The 19,071-nt window shown below is 60.0% G+C and carries 15 protein-coding genes; 8 read left to right on the plus strand and 7 right to left on the minus strand.

The features are described from left to right. Nucleotides 1-54 precede the first annotated feature (54 nt). From CH275_RS16605 to CH275_RS16615, 3 genes are all read left to right on the plus strand, one after another. On the plus strand, nucleotides 55-1,287 hold the full coding sequence (locus CH275_RS16605) for an IS110 family transposase (RefSeq protein WP_218828801.1): 1,233 nt from the start codon (nucleotides 55-57) through the stop codon (nucleotides 1,285-1,287). A 74-nt stretch (nucleotides 1,288-1,361) separates the two neighbouring features. Beyond that, nucleotides 1,362-1,847 carry a hypothetical protein gene (locus CH275_RS16610; RefSeq protein WP_143546799.1) on the plus strand — a complete coding sequence of 162 codons (486 nt, stop codon included), beginning with the start codon at nucleotides 1,362-1,364 and terminating at the stop codon, nucleotides 1,845-1,847. Between the two features lie 214 nt (nucleotides 1,848-2,061). After that, nucleotides 2,062-3,891: a hypothetical protein gene (locus CH275_RS16615; RefSeq protein ID WP_143546800.1), complete on the plus strand. Its 1,830-nt coding sequence runs from the start codon at nucleotides 2,062-2,064 to the stop codon at nucleotides 3,889-3,891. A gap of 201 nt (nucleotides 3,892-4,092) precedes the next feature. On the opposite strand, the gene CH275_RS16620 is transcribed toward CH275_RS16615, so the two are convergent. The 6 genes from CH275_RS16620 to CH275_RS16645 form a co-directional block, all read right to left on the minus strand. Beyond that, nucleotides 4,093-5,265 (minus strand): ATP-binding protein, encoded by a 1,173-nt coding sequence (locus CH275_RS16620; protein WP_094679450.1) that lies wholly within the window; start codon nucleotides 5,263-5,265, stop codon nucleotides 4,093-4,095. A gap of 376 nt (nucleotides 5,266-5,641) precedes the next feature. Beyond that, nucleotides 5,642-6,637 carry a hypothetical protein gene (locus tag CH275_RS16625; RefSeq protein ID WP_256991069.1) on the minus strand — a complete coding sequence of 332 codons (996 nt, stop codon included), beginning with the start codon at nucleotides 6,635-6,637 and terminating at the stop codon, nucleotides 5,642-5,644. 19 nt (nucleotides 6,638-6,656) lie between these two features. Then, complete coding sequence (locus CH275_RS16630; protein ID WP_094679451.1) at nucleotides 6,657-7,466, minus strand: SMI1/KNR4 family protein; 810 nt, start codon at nucleotides 7,464-7,466, stop codon at nucleotides 6,657-6,659. Between the two features lie 90 nt (nucleotides 7,467-7,556). Next, nucleotides 7,557-9,560: a BbrUII/HgiDII family restriction enzyme gene (locus CH275_RS16635; protein WP_094679452.1), complete on the minus strand. Its 2,004-nt coding sequence runs from the start codon at nucleotides 9,558-9,560 to the stop codon at nucleotides 7,557-7,559. Continuing rightward, complete coding sequence (locus tag CH275_RS16640) at nucleotides 9,557-10,645, minus strand: DNA cytosine methyltransferase (protein WP_094679453.1); 1,089 nt, start codon at nucleotides 10,643-10,645, stop codon at nucleotides 9,557-9,559. The genes CH275_RS16635 and CH275_RS16640 overlap by 4 nt, the downstream gene beginning before the upstream one ends. A 132-nt stretch (nucleotides 10,646-10,777) precedes the next feature. Next, nucleotides 10,778-11,953, minus strand: a complete 1,176-nt coding sequence (locus tag CH275_RS16645; protein ID WP_094679454.1) for a site-specific integrase — start codon at nucleotides 11,951-11,953, stop codon at nucleotides 10,778-10,780. A gap of 1,698 nt (nucleotides 11,954-13,651) precedes the next feature. Here CH275_RS16645 and CH275_RS16650 point away from each other — a divergent pair. The 4 genes from CH275_RS16650 to CH275_RS16665 all read left to right on the plus strand — a co-directional run bounded on the left by CH275_RS16650 (nucleotide 13,652) and on the right by CH275_RS16665 (nucleotide 17,377). After that, a complete protein-coding gene (locus CH275_RS16650; protein WP_094679455.1) occupies nucleotides 13,652-14,578 on the plus strand; it encodes a ParA family protein in 927 nt (308 codons plus the stop codon). Next, entirely contained in the window at nucleotides 14,575-15,381 is an 807-nt protein-coding gene (locus tag CH275_RS16655) for a hypothetical protein (protein WP_094679456.1), read from the plus strand. The genes CH275_RS16650 and CH275_RS16655 overlap by 4 nt, the downstream gene beginning before the upstream one ends. Before the next feature lie 165 nt (nucleotides 15,382-15,546). Then, a complete protein-coding gene (locus CH275_RS16660; RefSeq protein ID WP_094679457.1) occupies nucleotides 15,547-16,365 on the plus strand; it encodes a DUF2637 domain-containing protein in 819 nt (272 codons plus the stop codon). Nucleotides 16,366-16,477: 112 nt separating this feature from the next. Further along, complete coding sequence (locus tag CH275_RS16665) at nucleotides 16,478-17,377, plus strand: ScbA/BarX family gamma-butyrolactone biosynthesis protein (protein ID WP_179276192.1); 900 nt, start codon at nucleotides 16,478-16,480, stop codon at nucleotides 17,375-17,377. A gap of 38 nt (nucleotides 17,378-17,415) precedes the next feature. Here the strand turns inward: CH275_RS16665 and CH275_RS16670 are convergent, their stop codons facing one another. Further along, nucleotides 17,416-18,060 carry a ScbR family autoregulator-binding transcription factor gene (locus CH275_RS16670; protein ID WP_094679459.1) on the minus strand — a complete coding sequence of 215 codons (645 nt, stop codon included), beginning with the start codon at nucleotides 18,058-18,060 and terminating at the stop codon, nucleotides 17,416-17,418. A 77-nt stretch (nucleotides 18,061-18,137) separates the two neighbouring features. On the opposite strand from CH275_RS16670, the gene CH275_RS16675 reads away from it, so the two are divergent. After that, the gene (locus CH275_RS16675; RefSeq protein ID WP_256991070.1) at nucleotides 18,138-18,998 is read left to right on the plus strand and encodes an NAD-dependent epimerase/dehydratase family protein; all 861 of its coding nucleotides are present in this window, start codon (nucleotides 18,138-18,140) and stop codon (nucleotides 18,996-18,998) included. The last annotated feature ends 73 nt before the right edge of the window (nucleotides 18,999-19,071 follow it).

Genomic DNA, 19,071 nt, shown 5'->3' on the forward strand with positions numbered 1-19,071 from the left:
GCGACCACACGATAGGACGGCAGGACGTCCACCGAGTACGGGATGGGGTAGAAATTGTCCGAGAAATCAGTCACCCACGCGGTCTATGCGGGAATCGACACGCACAAGGATTTTCATGTCGTCGCGGTCGTCGACCATCTGGGTCGACTGCTCGATACATTCACAGCCGCAACGACAAGGGCCGGTTATCATGCTCTACTGCAGTGGATTACGTCATTCCACGACATCGCTCGGATCGGAGTCGAGGGCACCGGCTCGTACGGAGTTGCCATCACCCGACTCCTTCGCGACCGAGGATTCGAGGTCGTCGAGGTGAACCGGCCCAACCGGCAAATGCGGAGACTGCGCGGCAAAACCGATGCGATCGATGCCGAAGCTGCGGCGCGGGCTGCTCTCGCCGGCACCGCCGCGGCCGTCCCAAAGTCGCATGATGGAACAATCGAATCGATCCGTCTTCTCCGTGTGACACTGACTGGACTGAGGAAATGCTCGACAGCACTGACTAATTCGCTACGCAACATCATCGTCAGCGCTCCACCCGACTTACGCGACAGGCTCGAGCCCATGACCACCGGCGCCTTGTTGCACCACTGCTCGAGCTTCCGCATCCCGGCCGGCGCGCCCGCGGACGCTCGGTTGGCCCTCAGATCGACGCTGCGTTCACTCTCACGGCAGATTCTGTCCCAGCAGCGCGAGCTGGATCGGCTCCGAAGTGAGTTGACGGACCTGGTGCGCCGAGTCAACCCCTCGTTGTTAGCGGCACCGGGCGTCGGCGTCGACAGTGCATCGACACTACTCGTCACCGCGGGCGACAATCCCGAAAGACTGTACAGTGAAGCATCATTCGCCGCTCTTTGTGGCGTTTCCCCGATCGAGGCATCTTCGGGGAAACACATCCGACACCGACTCAATCGCGGAGGAGATCGTCAAGCCAACAACGCACTCTGGCGCATAGCAATGATCCGGTCAACCAACGACGAACGCACCCGCGCCTACGTCGCGCGCAGAACCATCGAAGGAAAATCGCCGAGGGAAGTTCGGCGTTGCCTCAAACGGCACATCGCCCGAGAGATCTACTCGCTTCTGACCGACCCGAAACCCGTACAAGGGACCGACGACCTTCGGCCACTCCGCCACCGAGCCGGGCTGTCCATGCAGTCCTGCGCCGACCACTTCGCCGTTTCTCTCACCACGATATCGCGCACGGAACGAGCGATCAAACCGAACCACGACTTCGCCGCGCGCTACCGCGACTGGTTGACGGGACAACTCGCAGAAACCGCTTGACACCAATAGGAGCATCCAAAGCCGGGGCAGTCCCTTCCGGCGTTCAGCTACTTGCGATGCGCGACGGAGGCGCGATGAGCGCCGACGACCTCGTGAACATCTTCGAACAACTTCCTGACCAGCCCAAAGGCAGCGTCACGCGGGTTCGGGGTCCAAGGGCCTTTGTCAAGAACATCAGGCATGTCGAACTGCTGAACGGCCCGGGCCAACTCTCACCAGTCCCGACTGTCCAGTCGGATCACACTGATGTAATTCGCTGCAACACTCTCGGCGTGTCACAGCGCTTCGAAAATGATTCTGGTTCAGGATGGACTCCGGTTGGGACCGAAGACGAAGGAGGCCGTGCCATGCCGATGCCCAGTAAGGGTGACCGGACGTCGCTGACTGTCCGACTGCCGTCAGAGCTGATTGACACGCTCAAGGCACAGCGGAGCTCGGCTGGCGCTACGTCTTTGAGTCAGTACGTTGCCGATCTTATTGCGATTGCTAGCGACCGGGAAGATCTTGCGCGCGAGCTCAATCGCGCGCGAGAGCAGGGGGTGCTGCCGTTGACTGCGTAGCTGTCTTGACCCTAAACCGACATTTGGGTCATACGACCAACTAAATCTGCGCGGCACCTTGAGATGACAAAAACCCCCGGCGTGCGGGCCGAGGGTTTCTGAAGTCAGAGAAGCGAGTGACTAGCTCGCAACTCGTTCTGTGTTGCTCTTCCCCGAAGGGACTGTCTTGGCGGACATGTCTCAGGGTACATCGTGCCCTGAAGTAGGTACAAGATTGAATGCTCGTGTCGTCCATCCTGATGCGACTGCGGACCGGCTGTGGCATCGATTCGCACCGGCCATTGCTGCGCGCCGATCGATGAGGCTGTACGACCCGGCGACGCGTAAATACGTGTCCGCGGGGCCGTTGACGATCAAAAGGCCGGCGCTGCCAGCCGCTGTGCCGCTGTTCTCACGCGGGCGCGCCGGCATCGTTGCCTTGGACTTCGACACCAAACACCACGGCCACGCCTCCGTTGTCGCCGACGTGACGCGTCTGCTTGCGTGGTTGACCGAATGCGGTGGCCGCGCAGTAGTCGATCAATCGACCAGCGGCGGCAGACATGTGCTGATACCGCTGGCACCGGGAAAAACAGTCACTGCTGACGAGGTCCGGCCGTTGTTGCGCCTTCTCTCAGCGCGACTTCCCACGTTGGACATCACACCGATGACCAACGACGCTACCGGCTGCATCACCGTGCCGGGCTCGCAATGTAAAGAAGGTGGCTACCGCACCCTCGTCGACCTCGACCCGGCGGCAGCGTCCGACATCCTGACCGTCGGGTCCGATGCCGGCACACTCCAGCGGCTCGAAGCCCTGCTCGGAGGGACGGGGCGAGCGATCACCAGCCCGATCGACGCCCACATCCACGCCGAGACGTCGGCTGAACGCGTCCTCGGCAACAGTGACGATGCCCGGTTGCATCCGCGTTTCTGCCGCTCCGCCCCGCCGCCGCGCTGCGTCCTCGACTTCGCCCGTACCGGCCGTATCGACACCCGCCGCTGGCCCTCACGCTCGGAAGCACGCCAGTCCGTCATCACCCACGCCGTCCTCTCCGGTGCCAGCACCGCCGACATCCTTGCCCGCATCGCCGAACCCGCGTGGGCGGGTGTGCGGGCCGCGTACGCCCGCTACGCCCAACCCGAACGCGCCATCCGCCGCGACACTGCCCGCGCCCTCAGCTGGGCCGCATCAACTATCCCGGACCCAGTCCGGGATACCAGGCACAAGCAAAAGCACACAGGGGGTACCTACGATCCCGTACTTCGTTCTTGGCTTACCCACGCTCAAACCTGGGTCGCTTCCGAGTTTCTTCATCGGCGAGATCGGTGGACTACCCATGCAGTAGTTCAAGCACTGGCGTGGGCTGCGGCAGTGTCTGGGCAGATAGTGGAAGGTGTTCCCACTGTCGGTGTCGGTGGCCGTTCACTGTCTATCGCCGCGGGCATGCTGCCTGAATCGACGGTGTGGTCGGTCCTGGAGCGACTGCGGGACATGGAAGGCTCACCGCTGTTGTTGATCGAACGCGGGGTTGGCCAGAACCCCGACCGGTATGCGCTGGTACCCACCCATGCGGCACGGGGGACGGCAATCGAGACCTCGACAGGACCAGCAGAGGTCGAATCGGTACACCCGGCATGGAGTGTCATCGGATGGCGTCACCGCATCCTCTACGACGCAGTCCTCGCCGCAGCAGAACCGCAGACCCCGGAGGAGTTGTTCACCGCCATCGGGGTCGGACGCACGAGCGGGTACGAGGCGTTGCTGGATCTGCGCGTCGCCGGTCTGCTCACGGTCGAGAACGCCCACATCGGTATCGGGCCGGTCGAACTCGACGATATCGGCCATCGCCACGGCCTCACGTCGGCTGTGCGTGCCCGCATCGTGCGCCACCGCGCCGAACGCATCGTCTGGCGAGAATGGCTCGCAGCCCGCGAGGAGGCACGCACCCCGGCGGAGCCGGATCGGTCGGTATTCGCGATCGCCGATGACCACCTGGCCGATCCACCCGACCACGACTACATTCTGGCGGTGATGAACACTGGCCCACCAGATCCGTTCTGACGCACTGTGTACCGGCCACGAATCCAGGGCAGACGCGAGACCCGGTCTGAGTTTGCGTTGCTCGCCCGCCCCTCTACGCGGCTGGACACGGCAACGGTGGACCGAACTGGGTTTTCGCACTTCCGGTCATTGTGTGGCGACGCCGGGCTGTGTGAGCGGCCGACGTGCTCGATGTCGACCCAGATGACGTTCGTGGTGAGGTCAGATGGCTGGTGCGTTGGGCTGACGGCGGATGAAGTCCGCCATCCCGGGGACGGTGAACGCAACCAGGCCGCGCGCTGGAGACCAGATGAGTCCTTTGCGTATGCAGGAGTCACGGTGCGGTGCCATCGATTGCGGGTTCGATCCGAGGGCCTCGGCGAGGGTTGCCGTTCGCGGAGTGTCGGTTCCGCTGCGTGCGATGGCGACCAGATAGCGCTTTTCTGCCTCGGTGGCCCGTAGCCACCTCGAGCTGTAGAAGCCGGAATCGAGGGAGGCGTGGCCGGTGTCGACGGCGTCTTCGGCGTCGGCGAGGGTGAACGGGGATTGCTGGGCTGCTTGCCAGAGCTCGTGACCGAACACCTGAAGGAAGTACGGGTATCCATCGCTCGCCGCGACGATGTAGTCGGTTGCTTCGGTGTCGATGTTCTGGTTCAGCCGGGTGATGGGTGTGACGATCGCATCGCGGGCCTGATCGTCGGCAAGCGGACCGATGGTCCTGTAGTCGAACTGGCGCTCGGCGTACGACCGTGCATCTGCCAATGCCTGCGCGAGGTTCGGCAGGCCTGCGCCACACACGAAGAAGGCCCATTCACGCTGGGCTGCACGGTGCTGGGTCGCCAGGATCACTTGCAGTAGAGCCGGTTCGAGTTCCTGCATCTCGTCGATGAACAACCCCAGCGCGGTGCCGTCCTTGCGGAGTTCCTCGGTGAGATCTTCGACGAGGTCCTCGAATTCGACCCCCAGGGTTAACTTTTCGGTACCGGCTGAACGAGCGAGCTCGACCCCGACACCGAACGCAGTGGCAGACACCGAGAACTCTTCGGTCAACTGCCGGATCTTGTCTGCTACCGGGCCGGCGAACTGACGACGGCGGACAGCGCGAGAGATATCTTTCGCGATACGACGCCGCAAAGCTTCGGCACCTTCCACGCTGGTCTGGGCCTCGACCTCCACCACCACCCAGTTGTGGCGGCGAGCCTGGTCCGCCATCGTCGCCAGGAGCGTGGTCTTGCCTACCCCCCGGAGTCCCTGCAGCATCAACCCGCGGTCGTAACGCCGCTGCTTCGCCCGCGCGATCAACAAGTCGAACCGTTCGAGCTCGGCAGTACGCCCGACGAGTTCGGGCGGCCGGGTGCCAGATCCTGGTGTGAAGGGGTTCAATCCGTACTCCATAGTCTCAGACTATCGCATTGTATCTAGATGTATTAGATATTCTCTGATATTTGCGGATACAATCTGATAGGAGCGGCTTGGCGTAGATCCGGGCGCACTAGGTCGGCAAGATGTAGCTGGGGCGAAAGGGATACTGCGCCGCGTTTGCGGTGTAGATTTTGCCTGATGGGCGGGAAGCGCTACAGCACCGTCAAGGGATGTTGACAGTGTGCGGGGTTCGGCACTGAGCCCCTAGGCCACACGTCGTTTATCGCCCGTTCTGCGTTGAGGTGCTGGGCCCACGTTGAAGCAATGAGGGTGGTGTCCGGCTGCTGTGCTCGATGAGGTGTACTACGGCGGGGGTCCCGGCGTGTCGAATCTTGTGGAGCCCACCATGTCAGGTGCTACCACCGCTGGCAGGTGACTCAAGGAGTTGCAGGGTGCGGTTCAGGAGCTGTTCGATGCGGTCCTCCACGTCATCGACCATGTCCGGTACATCGGCCAGCGCCGTGTGGGCGCGGCGACGTGCCTCGACACCCGAGCGGTAGTACCCGGAGTCGAGCTCCGCGGCGACCGGCTCCGGAGCGCCGATCGGGTCACTCTGATCGCTGCTGTCGGACGGTCTGATGATGGGGCGAGGTGGGGTGTGCAGTGGAGAAACGCCGGTGCGGTGCCCCGCGATCACCGCTCCGACCTCGGCTGCGGTCATTGCCGTGACCGGCAAGGGCATGTGGCCCCACCGGTCGATCGACACCGCGACCGGACCGCGGCGCTGCGGTAGTCCGGCCATATCGGGAAACGTGTTGCGCTGCAGATGTTCTGCCAACAGTGTCGTCGAGGGATAGTGCTCGGAGAACTGCAGAACCGTGTGCCACCGATCCCATATCGTGGCCGGCTCGAAACCGGCGGCGGCGTTGTGGGCGATGCGGATTCGGTGGCGGCCGCCGATCCACACACTGTCGCCCCTGGTGGTGATGTCTGTGCGGTCGAGCTCGGCAATAGCCCTGTAGGACAAGCCCGCTCCGGCGAGAACGAGAAGAACGGCGTCGCGGCGGCCGAACAGTGCAGCCGTCGATCCAGAGGTCGTCAGACCGGCCGCGATCACCTGGTACTGCTCGGCACGTTGGATCATTCTGTCGCTACGGGCCGAGTCCAGTGCGATCCGAATCGACGTGACTCGTCCGGGAGCCGGCTGACCGGCGTCGAGGTGAGCGCGGTTGATCGCGGACACCCGGCGCAGCTGGACCGCGGCGCCGCCGGGGTTCTCGGCGAGGAACTCCGCCAGCGTGATCGGCGACGCGGGTAGCGCCTCGACGTCGGCCGCGGCGCACCAGTCGGCGAACAGCGACCACTGGTAGCTGTAATTGCTCACCATGCTCTGTCTCGGTGTCACAGGTACGACGGTACCGGGCTCAATGCCGCCCGATCAGAGACAGCCGCCGAGGGTCGCCCGCCACTAACGTGGGACGCATGCGCGTCGACGGCATCGCCCGCACGACACCGGCGAGCGCGAACTGCAACACCAGAGTGTTTCGCGGGGTGGCTCTCCAAGGCGGGGCGTCGCTGCCCGTACCGCCATCTCGGCGCTCTTGCCCTGCCGCACGGTCATTCGACGATGTCCCAGTCCAGCACCCGTTGTCGACCGTAGCGGTGTGCCAGCCGATCGATATCTGATCGGTCACGGCCAACCTGACGTCGCGGACAAATGCTTCCAAAGACGGCCAGGTTGGCACACCCAGGTGCCCGCCGTCGTCTGATCGGTACAACACGCTCCCCCGCATCTCTCCCGAACGGGTGTCGCAATACATCAGATTCGAATCCCATGCCGCGATAGGGACGTACCCCGGTAGGAACAGGTGGTCTTCTGCCTCGATACCCGCCTCGACCAGGTTGCCGACGATCTCGGGGTAGGTCCCGTCGTACATATCTGGTTCTGCTGCAACGATATCCGCCATGACCTCGACCATGTCGGAATGCCGTCGAGGTATCTCCACGACCTGCAGCAGACGTCCAGCCGGAACGACGAGTCCCGCGCCGCCGACCTCGTTCTGACCGTCGTGAAGGCCGAAGAACTCACGAAGCTCGTCCGGCCACGGAACCGTCGCTGCCTCGGCCCGCTTCGCCGCGCTCGTTGACGCACATGGCCTGAGCGTTCGCGCCGTCACCGGTGCCACGTCACTCAGCGCAGTCACGAGGAGGTTCCACTCATGAGTCAACGACATTGCCCGACCCTACTGCGCAGATGGATCATCCAGTTACCGCACCGTCAAGAAATATTGACGGCGCGCCGTACTAACCCGCTACCCAATTTCTCACGATTTTGGTGCAGACCCTAGAGGATTCTTGATGGAGTCGAGCAGCTCGTCCAGCTTCTTGGCGTCCTGCGATGCAGCTAAGTACTCTTCGTACTGGTTCAGGGCGTTCTTGATCAACTGGTCGTATAGTACATAACGCCCGTTAATGGTGCTCAAGGTCGTATCGATATAGTCTTTATCGGAAACCATAACTTTTGCAGTTACCCGCGGCCGCGCGCCAATGATAAATACCACCTCGATCTCAGGATCGCTAACACCCTGCGCGGCGAGCACATCACGCAACGCAACGGCATATCTACCGCCCTGCTGACGAAGATCGTCGACATCGGCTTTAACCGAGTAGCGTTTTAACTCTACAATGACGTGCCTACCGCTCGCAGTGGCATATCGAATGTCAATGCGACCCCGCTCCTCCATTTCTTCGTCGGTTAGATCAAAGTCCGCCTTAGCCATCTTCTTCAGGGACTGCTCCATACGCTCGCTCTTCGTGGCACGTTCCCAAGAAGCGTCGAGGAGCCATAGGTGTTCGAATAAATGTAGCTGAAGAACTTTCTCTTTTTCATCATTATTCGCGAGTTCCTCGAATGCAGAAATCGCTTCCACGCGCGAACGTAGGATATCTACCCATAACCCTGCCTCGTACTGGTCTTGCTGACCCATAAGGGGAAGAATGTCCTCAGCGGTTACACGTGACAACGCGTCCAAATCTTCAGTGGCCTTACGGAGCCCTACCCTTGCGAAAGCAAGGATTCCGGATCGGAACAAGTCGGCTCGCTGGGACTCCGACTTCGGTTCGAACTCCAAGCCGGCAATCGTGCCGATCATAGTTTCAGCGTAGGGTCTTTGGTAGGAATCAAGAGTCTGAATCCATTCTTTTAGACGGGGGTACTTTAATAGTGCGTCTGGAACCTCCTTTTTGGGTCGTCTCTCTGACCATGTCTCAGATGCCTTTACGAATGCCTGGCGTAGAAAGTCGCGAAGCTGTACGACACGGTCGTCGTCTTCGATCAACCGTTGCCGGTCGCTTGTCGCGATGTCGTCAGCATCGTTCGAGTCGAGGAAGTCTGCTTCGACTTGCCCCGTCACGTAATTTCCGAAGACACGACTAAAGTCGAGTTTTTCTATTATTCCTTCTTGTATGGGCCGCTTACGTGCGAGAACAATTATATTTTTGAGTGAGCCAGCCTCGTCATCATCGGTTAGGTCTGTTGGCTTACGCGCTGTTCCGAACCACCCGCGTACAGTCCAGCCTTCGACCCGGTTCACTGTTTCATCGATAACGAATCGTGTGATCCCAGGGGGTAGGGCGCTGGCAGGAAGTGTTTCTTTCCCGAATTCCCAGATGAACTGGAGCTTCTTCAATTCCTGTCTATCGGCCCAGTTTACGGCATTGCCGTTGACGACAATCCTAAAGCCGCCGTCCGAAGGAGGGGTCGGATCCATGACGTCGAACCGACGTGCCAATCGCTTACGTAAAGCGGAGGCTGTGAGGTCTGCGCGTTTGGATTTTAGGGAATCAAGTACTAATACTGTTCCCTGCTTGGCATATTCCGGCGGGACCGAGACCTCATCTGGCTCGTAATTTCCACCAGCGTCGATTCTGCTTCGCAGCGAATCGATATCGATCTTGAAACCGTTGCTCCGCCCATTCTTTGTCGAGTAGACGGTGATGACTTCCGCTATAGAGAAGACGGATAGCTTACCGATCCCTTTCCGGCCCATGTAAGGTCTGTTCCAGATTGTCGATGTGTCACCTTCAGTATCACGCTTTCTATATCCAACCTTCAGGAACCGGTCATTCATCTCGTCAACGGTCATGCCAACACCGTTGTCTTGGACGACAACTTGCTTTCCGCGGGTCCAAGTGATTGAAACTTCCGTCGAGTCCGCATCGTACGCATTGGCCACCAATTCCGACAAAACCGCGGCCGCATTGCTGTAAAGATTGATACCCAGGGAATCAAGCACAGACAAATCAACGCGCATTCTGTACTTGGTCATATTACGGCCTTCCGTTTGCGACGTCTCATTGGCTTGGTGCTGGCAACGTGATCTGAGAGATGGTTACCTGCCGACTGGGCAATTGGTGGCGGAACCGCGTTTCCGATCATCCGACCTACCCGGAGAAACGTGACGGGATCATTTGGATGTGTGAAGATATAGTCGCTTGGAAACCCTTGCAGGACAGCCGCTTCACGCAAGGTCAAGGCGCGGTCTTGTTCTGGGTGACCGAAACGGCCTGCTCCGAAGTTGTACGCAAGTGTTGTGATTGTTGGAGATGGTTGGTCCCATTGCATGCGCGCATAAACATTCCTGAATGACGCTCCGGATTTTTTGCGATGGCATGGTGCCCTCAGTGCTTCCGGCCATTCTAGCCAAGTGCCGCCGGGGGTGCTCTCTTGAATCCTTTTGATATTGATGTCGGATAATTTTCGCGCCACGTGAAGTGGATCGTCCCCGTGAACCTGACCTGCTTCAAGCGGCGGCAGATGGCCAATTGCGTTACGAACGGACGTTTGTCCGGGGTTTGAGTCTGGAAGTAAATCCTCCAGCGGGCCAAGCCGTGATGCAATTAGAACTAGTCGGCGGCGATGCTGAGGAAGTCCGAAGCTTGGCCCGTAGCATGACTGCCACGATACCCAGTAGTCAAGACTGCGAAGAGTCTGGACAAACCTCTCGAAGACTGGAGTTCCGCCCAATCGTGGCACGTTTTCCATGGTGATTAACTCTGGCAGAGTTTCTTTCGCGAGTCGCGCAAACTCGTCCAGCAGCGGCCACTTTTCGTCACCCGAGGTGTCTGCGCCTCGGCGATACGGCGAGAATGGTTGGCAGGGAGCACATCCAGCGAGGAGTCGGACGGTGCCCGGCTTCCAGGTCTGTTTGAGCATGGCAGCCGTCACATCTCGGACATCCATTTCGATGAACGGTGCCTCTATGTTTTGCTCGAAGGCGTACCTGCAGGATGTGTCATTGTCGATTCCAGCAGCAATCTCGATGCCAGCCTGCCTAAGGCCAAGCGACAACCCTCCAGCGCCACAGAATAAATCGATAGCTGATATTTGCCGCTGGTCAGATGCGTCGCTCACTCGGTAACAGTATCGGGCGCGCGGAGCCTTGGGAATAGCAGGATGGTGTATTGGCAGGCGCGCTGACGCTGGGATGACAGTCGCGCATATTCGGTTTGAGCTAGTCAGGTGGCCGTGGACAGAGGTATCGGCCTACAGGCCAATGCTGGTGACGGCGTTGCCGATAAGGGGTGTATGTTCCCTGCGGTACACCTCGACGGAGTCCAGGCTGGCGTGGCCGGTCTGCCGGGCGATCGCAGAGCCGTCCGCACCGTTGCGGGTGCCCTGCGTAACGAACCCAGCGCGGAGTGAATGACCGCCTAGCTTTGTCAGCACCGAGGGGTCGTATCCGGCGTGTTCTGCGCGGCGACGGATGGTCTGGTGGATCGCGGCTCCGGATAGGGCCGTAGTTCCGAGGTTGCCGTTCTTCGCAATTGACCTCAGTAGGGGTGCCCGAGCGGCGGTGCGGGGTACTCCCCCGCGGCAGACGTGCCCGTCGAACGGCTCCCGCTTGCGGAGTAGCCGAATGACCGAGGGCCTGCCGCCGGCGTCGAATGCGGCGACCACCTGCGCCCAGCGGACGTACGCGCAGGGTGGGCAGGTGTCGTGGGAGTCGGTGTACGGCAGGGCTTTCACTGCTCCCCTGCCCTCTTGGTCGGTCTTCGACTTGCGTAGCCGGATGTGGAGGCCGTCGTGCCGATGTACGGTGACGTCCCCGCACACCATCTCCGACAACTCGCTGCGGCGATACGCGCCGGCAAACCCGAGCAGCAGGATCGCGGAATCGCGGCGTTCGAGCACTTCGTCGGCCCAGCCTCGGCACCCTTCCCTCGCGGTCGCGACGAGCAATTTGATGTCGTCGACCAACAGCGGGTCCCGCGGGGTGCGGGGTCGGTCCCCGGCCGCGGCGTACTCGCGTCGTATCCCCGAGAGTGACGCGGTGACGAGTTCGTGTGCTGTCGGGGACAGGTGTCCGGTGGTGCGGTGGTGGTGGTTGATCGCGGCGATCCAGGTAGCGAAGGTGGCGACGGCGTATGCGCGCTCCCCTGTTTCGGTTCGAGTGTCGGCGGCATCGACAAGGTAGGCAGCGATCGTGATCGGGTGCGCCGGCAATGTCACGTGACCATTCGCCTCGCACCAACTGGTGAAGCGCCTCCACGCGGCTGCGTACGTCTTACGGGTTCCCTCGGAGCGGGAGGACTGGACGGCACTCGCGATCCGCTTCGCGACGGCGGGTGGGATCTCGGGCTCGACGGCTACGGGCCTAACGTCTTCGGGGATGCCGACGGAAGTAACTGTCGCAGGTGTGCGGCCTGGCCGGAAGTCCATAGAAGCAGCCTAGCGCAGGTCACCGACACGATTACAGCGCAAAACCGTGCTGAACTGGGTTTTTGAACAAGACGGTGCGGAAAATTCAATTTACCTGTGCGTATTCCAAAAATGTCCGGGTGACTAGACGTTGTGCGATGTGTGGGCTCATTTCGCACCAGAGAGACCAAAATTCGACAGCACCTTGACCGCCCGTCCGGCAACTGATGGAACGGCCGTTGGTTTCAGGCAGGGCGTGATGCAACAGGAGTTATGAGAGGTACGTGGCAGCTTGAGCTGGGACGATACGGCCGCAATGCGCGCCTGGTGTGCCATCACTATTTGTTGTGTCGAGCGGGATCTGTCTGGGTGCGTTGCGCTTGGTGTCGGCCTGACGACCTTATGCGGCTGATCGTTACGGGGTTGGGCCGACTTAGTACCCGTTCACGATCGGACGGTGGTGTCGGAATTAGCGCAAGGTCTGTCCTGTCTGGACTGGTCGGCAGTTGTGCAGTCGACTCCCTGATTCAGGTCCAACCAGCGGACAGCAGGGGCTATTCGTCACAGTGACGTATATCCCCCACCGTTTCTCTCAGGCCAGAAGGCAGTCGACCTTTGGTCTCATGTGGCGGAACTGAGTTCTGCGGAGTCGGTCGGGCACCGCATGGCAATTTGGGAAGTTAGTCGGGTGACTAATGCTCGGGCGTGGGTATGGTTAGTTGTATGGCTGTATGTATGGGCAGTCGTATGGGTCTGGGGCAGTGTGCGTCTCAAGGGTGTCCCCTGATCGCTATCTGCGCTCAGGTTCGCTGGGTTGGTGCGGGCGGTTATTCTCTCGTCCTTGTCACGAAGGCGCGCCTACGGGTGTCTGTACAACGCAGTCGTCGCCTATATGTGTTGTCAGTCCTCCGTGATCGGGCACTTTCATGTTGGGTTGGTCGGAAAGGGAGTGTCGATCTGGTTGCCAGGATGAGGTCAGTTGTTTAGCGAGACGCGAGTTGATGTTGGAGGCGGACTGTGCTGTTAGACCGGCGGGATCTCCTTTGCGATTCCTTCCGTGCTCTGCTCGTTTCGGACCGTCGTCAGGAGCGGGCGATCAGTGCTGATGTCTGTTCGAAATGGCCGTAATCCTGTCGTTGGTCTGACGATGTTCGAGATGGAAGCAGGCGCATCTCTCGGCCCGGTTTGTCACGCTCCACGCGATATCGTCGGTCTATCAGGGCTGTGACCAGGACTTACGATAGCTATTAGGTATGGGCGTGCGTATGGCCGTCTGTATGGGCTTGCGAAAGGGTGTACAGGCGGGTGTACCAAAGGTCTGGAAAGCGGTAACTTAGAAGGCGTTAAAGATGGGCTGTTAGGCAGTTTTGTAACGCACCATATGAACGGTCCTGCCAACGTACATAACAAAGGCGTTTGTAATAGCTAGATATCAAGCTATTAAAACAACCGAACAAAAAGGCATACAAAAAGATTTATGAACAGCCATACATACACACATGCAACTAACCCTGAAAACAGTTATAAAACTGGGCGCGCATAAGTACTGACAAAACGCCCTGCAAACGACTTGGTACGCGGCTGCAGTTCGGACCTGTTCGTAGACCTTTGGCCCGAGCATGAGAGCGGACGGCCCAAACGCAGTACTTACGGCAACAGGAACAGTCGGTTACGTGTGCGTGTCGCAGGCTGATCTTCAGGCTGCTGTCCGGTACCTTCATGCGCGTGACGACAACGGGAACTTCACGGACAGTGCTAGTGGCCAATCAAAAGGGCGGTGTAGGCAAGAGCTCCATCGTGTCGGCCGTCGCGGGGATGGTGGCAGCTGCTGGACGGCGCGTGCTGGTCGTGGATGCTGATCAGCAGGCAAACGTCAGTTCTTCAGACCTTGGGGTCGAGGGCGACAAGGGTCGGGGGCTCAGTATGGCGCTGCAGTTCGCAGAGCCGTTGACGCCAACGAGAGAAGTTCGTCCGAACCTGGACGTCATCCCTGGCGGGCCGGCGCTCGCTGTGGTCACGTCGGTTGCTGCCACCGCGCAGCAAACTGGTATCGATCTGCAGGGCAACCTGACACGAACGCTGAACAACCTACGTGAAACCGAGAAGTACGACTTGGTTCTGATCGATTCTGGACCAGGTGACGCTCCTCTGCTCGAAGCGTTGCTTGGTACGGCTCGATACCTCTTGGTGCCTACCAAAGATGACGATGCCAGCCTGTCCGGCGTCGAACTGCTTGCAACGCGCTATCTGCGTGCGAGGAAGTCGGGATCTCAGATTCAGCTGCTTGGCGTGGTCCTGTTTGACACCAACCCACGCGCGACAGCACGAAACCGTGAGGTATTCGATCAAGTTCACGACCTGCTCGAGGGAAGTGGGGCTGACCCATTCGAGACCTTCATCCGCTCCGACCGTGCGGCTGCAGTTGACCTACGTACGCGACATCTCACCCCGCTAGAACTTGTTGAGGTTGCGGAATCGGACCAGAAGAACCGACTAAAGCGGCTGCGCCAGAAGGGCACGGCGGCGGATCGGTTGTGGTCGAGGGATCCCTCCGGTCTCGCAGCGGACTACCAGGCCCTTACGCGTGAAATCCTCAGCCGGGTAGCGAACGCGGAACGTGATCGTGTCGACGGTGGTGCGGCATGAGTGCTAGGAAGCGCCGCGCGGCATTCGATCCGAATGCACTCGATGATTTGGATGACCTGCTTCCACCGATCAACCTCGTCCGCGACGCGGCTGCTGCCGGTGGGAATACGCCAAGCTCCGCTGCGGAAGTGAAGCGGCAGGAAGCTGCGATGGCTTCTGCGGTTGAGACAAAAGCCACCGTGGCCAGTGGGGGATCTCTGGCGGATTCTGCAGACGGAACCGACGTTGATTCCGGTTCATTCGACGTCGACGAAGTCAATCGGTCACAGCCTGCGTCACCAGCTTCTGAAGATGCTGAGCGCGAGGACCGGTCGGTTCAAAGTGTCTTGGCGCAGCTCGAGACCGACGTCAAGCACGCTGAACCCAAGCGCGCGGACGCGCGACGGAAGTCATCCAAAAAGGACGCGTCGGCGAATGTGGCCCGTCTTGCCCCGCCCGAGGTTGCGTTGCCAGAAGAGGTCTACAGCGTTCTCCGTTCGCTCACTCTCGCTGAGCGAACTGCGGACCCGACCACAGCGCGCTCATACGGGCAGGTTGTGCTCGACGCCGTCGAAAAGCATGCGGATGACCTGAAGGGGCATTGGGCGAAGCCCGTAGTGTCAACGGGCACCGGGCTCTTCCGTCGGGTCGAAACGGGACGACCCACTCGCCGCCGCCACAATTCGCCCCGGGCTAGAGTCCCACTTGCTGGCGTTATCAATACCGACGCAGCAGTTCTGGACCAGCTGGCCAGCGATTGGGGCGCAGGGAGCAGAAGTGCTCTTGTCGAGCAGGCACTCCGCTTGTACCTCGATGTCCACTGAACGGACGTCAAGAGAGAAGCGAACGCGATGTCCATTCAGTCGCGTCGCCGTTGCCCCGACAAGCACATCAACAGAGCAGGACTGAAGTACTCCGTCATAGATCGTCCGATCTGGGCGGATTGAGGCCAAGCGGCAACTGGTGACCAGACAGGGAATGGAGCTCAAATGCGCGCTCGTGGCGGCGATCTCGGTGATTCAAGCCCTTCACCTTCGGTTGCAGTACATCCTCAGGTGCTGAGAGCGGCACTTGTAACAGGTATTGCATTGACGGTCGCCATCGCCGCCTCGTCATTCTGGTTATCATTCGCTGCACTTCAGGAGCTGGCAGCTATGGCCGGAACAGATCCCGCACTGTCCTGGCTCCTACCAGTTGTGATCGATGGTGCGATTGTCGCCACCACGGTCATCGCGCTAGCGCTGTCTCACCACACTGACGGCCAAACAGTCAGAGGGCGCAAATTCGTGTTATCGGTGCTCGGCTTTGCTGCGAGTGTGTCCATCCTCGGAAACGCCTATCACGCGTCTTTGACGCCAGGTGCTGTGCCTACCCTGTTCGCAGCTGGAATCGCCACCGTGGCACCGGTTTTTCTCTTAGGAATGACAGAAGTGCTTGCAGTGATCCTGCGAGCGCCGAGGAGGTACGAGGCGGTAGAAGCCAAACCGGTAATGGAACTGTCGCAAGCTAACCCGCATGCGTCCTCTTCCGCCCCGGGAGCACCTGCAGCGCGGGAAGACTGCGGGCTGGCCCCAACTGTTTGGGCCACGGTGCTTGTGTACCTGGAGCATCCGGACTGGTCATACGGTGACGTAGCTTCAGAACTTGGAGTGGACGCCGCGGCGGTCTCTGCCGACCTTGCTGAATGGTTTGGGCTCCAGAAGGCAACGGCCCAGCTTTGCGGCGTAAGGCCACCGCCTGCCCCGCTCGAGGAAAACTACATGCTTGACGAAAGCCGGGGGCAGTCAGTGCTCGTTGAGCAGCGGTGACCGCCGGCTGCCAGGCCATTCCGGTGTCACGGTGGCAATGAGACCATCTTACGGCTGATGATTTATGGTTCAATTCTGGCCAGTTGGTTTCTTCGATCTGAGATGGTGGCCCATGGAATTGAGCTACGCGTCAACCGTTCCCCGGCAGCTCGTGCATCGGCAGCATGTCGGCGAGGTGTTCCTTACCGACTACCGACTGAGCGATTCCGCAGCAGATCAGATCGCAGTGCAGTTGCCGGCTTCGCATCGCATCTTCCGGCCGACGAATAAGCGGCACGACCCACTCGTCGTTGCGGAGTCATTCCGGCAGGCCGTGATCATGCTGTGTCACACCAAATTTGCGGTTATGCCGCACTTTAAATTCATGATGGAACAGTTCGAATTCGAACTCGTCGGCGAGTTGAAGATCCGCTCAGCGCCCATGCCGCTTGTCCTCGATATGACCACCAACCAGGTTGATACGAGAGACGGGACAGTGTCACGCGTCGACATAGCCGGTGTGCTGCGCGAAGGTCCACGAATCCTCGCCCACTGCAACGCGATCGCACGGTGCGTAACGCCCGAGTCGTACAGCCGGATTAGGTCTGGTCGAGACACCTACGTTGCAGATCTCCGAGCTAGGCCGCCAGGCAGCGTTGTTATCCCAGCATCCTCCGTCGGACGCTCAGAGGAGCAAGACGTGCTCATCGCGGTCAACCTTCCGGCGGAAGAGCTGTACTGCGCACCGGATCCAAGAAACTATGCACTGTTCGACCACCCCCTCGACCACATCCCCGGCATGGTCATCTTCGACGCTGCAATTCAAGCCTTGCGCTACCGCACCAACGATCCTGCTCTGCAACTGACGCGCCTGGCAGCGACATTCCCAAGATTCACCGAGTGGGACAACACCTGCGACCTCGCCGTTTCGTTCGCACCGGCCGACCATGAGCGGAAACGGTCGTGCGTGACATTTACACAGTCAGAACGCGTTACAGCGCAACTCAACGTCACCACGACAACTGCGCACTGATGCACGAGCCGCATCACAGCGAGATTGAACCCGACAGATCAGGACAGCGTATTGATCCAGTTCCGAGGAGGCAGACCCGCCAGGCGCATCATGTACGCAAGCTTTCGCTTGTTCACGATCGTTGGAAGAACCAATTCCCACATCTGCCGCAACCGAACATAGAGATCCGCGCGGCCGGTCAACATCTCGGACAGGATCTGCACACCTGTGAACGACCCCACGACAAACGTCGCCAGCGCGTCGATATCGGTTCCCTTGACCAGGTCACCGTCTGCTGCAGCTTGAGTCGCAACCTGTCGGATCGCCTCGATCCAATCGCGGTAGGGCTGCTCGATCGGCCCTTGGATACTGCCGATCTCCATCGTAAGTCGCATACCTCCCCGCGCTATCGGTTCCGTCATGAGCTGTCGTGCCATTTCCTGACTCACCAAGACCAAGGACTCGATTGCAGAATCGCTATGGGCGTAAACGACTTTGGTTCCTTCCATTGCCATGTCGTGCTGTGCCGCGATCACCGCGTGTGCGAGGTCTTCCTTCGACCTGAAGTGGAAGTACATTGCCCCTTTTGTGACACTGCAGTACTGGAGGATGGTGTTCAGACTGGCTGCGTACCCGAACCTCTCGAAGCTCTTTGCCGCTCCCAGAATCACGGAATGGCGAGTGAGTTCAGCGCGCTCCTGCATCGAATACCTGGCTTTCCGCTCGTGTTTCCGCGTTCGGAAACGGTTCGATCTCACAAGAAACTACCGGGTGGTCCTTCATGCCGAGAACTCGTCTGACAACGCTGGTCCTGGGAGCCAGCGGATTTATCGGGTCCGCAGTTGCCAGGCAATTAGCGTCATCCGATCATAACCGGGCAATTGGTTTCGTTCGGTCCAACCCGGCGAACGGAGGTATCGACGGGGTCCGGTATGTCGTCGGTGACGCCTCAGACTTATCCACCTTGTATAGGGCCATGTCGGACGTAGACACCGTAATCTGTTGCGTGTCCTACGTCGGCGACGACGGACAGCGCTGTACTGAGGTGAATGACAGAGGAATTCGTAACGTCGCTTCCGTAGCGTCCGACATCGGCGTCGATCGCCTAATTCATGTCAGCACAGCATCGGTGTACGGAACCGGGCCATTCCGTGACCTGCCTGTCGACGGTGCACCACTGAAACCACACTCGCTCGCGAGCTGCAGTCGAGTGGCGGGCGAACGCCACATCCGAGGCGCTGGGGGCCTCGTTATCCGCCCTCACCTGGTTTACGGGCCAGGTGACCGATGGTTTATGCCGGGGCTGACGTCGATTGTCGGTAAGCTCGGTGCGCTCATCGACGAAGGTTCCGCGCTCCTGTCAACAATCCACGTCGACAGACTTGCGTACGAAATCGTCGCCTTGGCTCAGACACCCGAAGTGGCGTCGCCCGGCACAGTGATGCATCTCAATGAACCCGAACCAACGTCAGTTCACGACCTATTGACCCGTGAGCACAGGCAAACTGGTTGGCCAGTGCCGGGAAGGTCCCTGGACCGCTCAACAGCAGTGGCGCGGGCGCAACAGCTAGGTATCAGCAGGCGGCACATCGACATGATCAGTCTCGATCACTGGTTCAGAAATGACCGAGGTGTCCACTGATTTGCACCAATCGGTGGCGGTGTGTTTGATGGCCTACCGTCTGGCGACCCGACCATTGGTCCGCAACCTGTAC

It is taken from the genome of Rhodococcus sp. 06-235-1A, assembly GCF_002258785.1.
GTDB lineage: Bacteria > Actinomycetota > Actinomycetes > Mycobacteriales > Mycobacteriaceae > Rhodococcoides.

Coding starts and splice junctions, on each gene's coding strand:
- CH275_RS16610 (WP_143546799.1), top strand. CDS start 1,362: ATGAGCGCCGACGACCTCGTGAACATCTTCGAACAACTTCCTGACCAG.
- CH275_RS16620 (WP_094679450.1), bottom strand. CDS start 5,265: ATGGAGTACGGATTGAACCCCTTCACACCAGGATCTGGCACCCGGCCG.
- CH275_RS16630 (WP_094679451.1), bottom strand. CDS start 7,466: ATGTCGTTGACTCATGAGTGGAACCTCCTCGTGACTGCGCTGAGTGAC.
- CH275_RS16635 (WP_094679452.1), bottom strand. CDS start 9,560: ATGACCAAGTACAGAATGCGCGTTGATTTGTCTGTGCTTGATTCCCTG.
- CH275_RS16645 (WP_094679454.1), bottom strand. CDS start 11,953: ATGGACTTCCGGCCAGGCCGCACACCTGCGACAGTTACTTCCGTCGGC.
- CH275_RS16650 (WP_094679455.1), top strand. CDS start 13,652: ATGCGCGTGACGACAACGGGAACTTCACGGACAGTGCTAGTGGCCAAT.
- CH275_RS16655 (WP_094679456.1), top strand. CDS start 14,575: ATGAGTGCTAGGAAGCGCCGCGCGGCATTCGATCCGAATGCACTCGAT.
- CH275_RS16660 (WP_094679457.1), top strand. CDS start 15,547: ATGCGCGCTCGTGGCGGCGATCTCGGTGATTCAAGCCCTTCACCTTCG.
- CH275_RS16665 (WP_179276192.1), top strand. CDS start 16,478: ATGGAATTGAGCTACGCGTCAACCGTTCCCCGGCAGCTCGTGCATCGG.
- CH275_RS16670 (WP_094679459.1), bottom strand. CDS start 18,060: ATGCAGGAGCGCGCTGAACTCACTCGCCATTCCGTGATTCTGGGAGCG.
- CH275_RS16675 (WP_256991070.1), top strand. CDS start 18,138: ATGCCGAGAACTCGTCTGACAACGCTGGTCCTGGGAGCCAGCGGATTT.